At 65.4% G+C, this 2,179-nt stretch carries 2 protein-coding genes; both read left to right on the top strand.

What is annotated here, in order from left to right:
* On the top strand, positions 1-1,332 hold a 1,332-nt coding region (locus EN935_RS32385; RefSeq protein WP_164771544.1), incomplete at its 5' end, for an amidase.
* Between the two features lie 113 nt (positions 1,333-1,445).
* Positions 1,446-2,060 carry a LysE family translocator gene (locus EN935_RS32380; protein ID WP_127264784.1) on the top strand — a complete coding sequence of 205 codons (615 nt, stop codon included), beginning with the start codon at positions 1,446-1,448 and terminating at the stop codon, positions 2,058-2,060.
* Positions 2,061-2,179 lie beyond the last annotated feature (119 nt).

The raw sequence follows: 2,179 nt of genomic DNA, 5'->3' as shown, positions 1-2,179 counted from the left end.
TTCCTCGACCGCATCGAGGCGGTCAACCCGCTGGTCAACGCCATCGTTTCGTTGCGCGACCGCGGCGACATCCTGCGCGAAGCCGATGCCGCCGATATCAGGCGGACAAGTGTCGAAGCCGGCCCGCTCTTCGGCCTGCCGATCGCCATCAAGGATCTCGCCTCGACCAAGGGCCTCAGAACCTCCCTCGGCTCGCCGATCTTCGCCGATTTCGTGCCCCAGGAAGACGATTTCTTTGTCGAGCGCATCCGCGACGCCGGCGCCATCATCATCGGCAAGACCAACGTCCCCGAATTCGGCCTTGGCTCCAACACCTACAACAGCGTGTTCGGACCGACGCTGAACGCCTTCGATCCGGCCCTGACCGCCGGCGGCTCGAGCGGCGGCGCGGCTGTGGCGCTGGCGCTCGACATGCTGCCTGTCGCCGATGGCAGCGACTTCGGCGGCTCGCTGCGCAATCCGGCCGCCTTGAACAATGTCTATGGCTTCCGCCCGTCGCAAGGACTTGTCCCCGGCGGACCCGACTTTGAGGTTTTTCATGCGCAGATGGGCGTCGATGGGCCGATGGGCCGCAACGTCCGTGACATGGCGCTGCTACTCGATGTGCAGGCCGGTTACCACCCGCACGCGCCATTGTCCTATGAGAAACCGGGCTCGTTCCTCGAAGGGCTCGGCATGGCAGCGACTGGCGGCCGCATCGCCTGGTTTGGTGACCTCCGCGGCCATCTGCCGGTCGAACCCGGCATCCTCGATCTGTGCGAAGCAGCCCTTGGCCGGTTCGCGCAAGCGTCCTTCGTGACCGAACCGCTGCTGCCGGATTTCGACTTCGAAGCGCTGTGGCAGGCCTTCGTGACGCTGCGCCAGGCCAGCAGCGGCTGCGCGCTCAAAACCCACTATGACGATCCCGCCAAGCGCGGCCTGCTCAAGCCGGAGGCCATCTGGGAGGTGGAGAACGCAATGCGGCTGACGGCGCCGCAGATTCGCGCGGCGTCGGTCATCCGCACGTCCTGGCATCGCATGCTGCTGTCGCTCTTCGACCGCTATGATCTCATCGCGCTGCCGACCGCGCAGGTCTTCCCCTTCGATGTAAGCACGCATTGGCCCCGCGAGGTCGCCGGACGCGCAATGGACAGCTACCACCGCTGGATGCAGGTTTCCGCTTTCGCGACCTTGGGCGGCTGCCCGGCGGTCAACGTGCCGGTCGGCTTCGACGACAAGGCTAGGCCGATGGGCATGCAGCTGATCGGCCGGCCACGCGGCGACCTTGCCGTGCTGAAGGCGGCGGCGGCCTATGAGGCGACGCTGCCCTGGCAGTCCGGCGCCAGCGCCTGAGCCGCATGCACCGGCCTGTCGCGGCGCTTCGCGCATCGGCTTGCATCGGCAGCGCCGCCATGCATTGATTGTCCTCAGCTGCGCCGCATCGTCGGCATTCCCAGGGAAAAATCATGTCGCTCGAACTCTACGCCGCCTATGTCCTGGCTTGCATCGTCATCATCCTGGTACCGGGTCCGACGGTCACGCTGATCATCGCCAACAGCATTCGCCATGGCTCCCGCGCCGGTCTCGCCAATGTCGCCGGCACGCAGGCCGGGCTTGCCGTGATGATCGCCATCGTCGGCATCGGCCTCAACACGCTGATTGCGGGCATGGGCCATTGGTTCGAATGGGTCAGGCTGATCGGCGCCGCCTATCTGATCTGGATGGGCGCGCAGATGTTCCGTTCCAAGGACACGCTGAACGCGGATGGAACCGCCAGGAAACCGCGCGGCGGCTTCTTCCTGCAGGGTCTGCTGGTGGCGCTCAGCAACCCCAAGACGCTGATCTTCTTCGGCGCCTTCTTTCCGCAGTTCATTTCGCCGCAAGGCAACTACTCGCTGCAGATCGCCGTCATGGGCCTGACCGCCATGATCTTCGCTGCCATGTCGGATTCGACCTATGCATTGGCCGCCGGCCGCGCCGGGCGTCTGCTGTCGGCCAGCCGCATCAAGCTTTTGTCCAGGATCAGCGGCAGCTTCATGGTCGGCGGCGGCCTGTGGCTGGCGTTTTCGCGATCGAAGTAAGCGCCTTTTCCCTCGCCCCATTTACGGGGTCCGAGGGACAGGCGGCTCGCCCCGGTATGGGTTGGTCGCGAAGCGATCGGGGGAGGGCAGCGCCGGGTCTGCAGACAAAATATCAATGT

Source organism: Mesorhizobium sp. M7D.F.Ca.US.004.03.1.1 (genome assembly GCF_003998635.1).
In the GTDB taxonomy this organism is placed as follows: Bacteria; Pseudomonadota; Alphaproteobacteria; order Rhizobiales; family Rhizobiaceae; genus Mesorhizobium; species Mesorhizobium loti.
The sequence above is the reverse complement of the archived record's forward strand: the minus strand, read 5'-3'. Positions and strand labels throughout refer to the sequence as shown.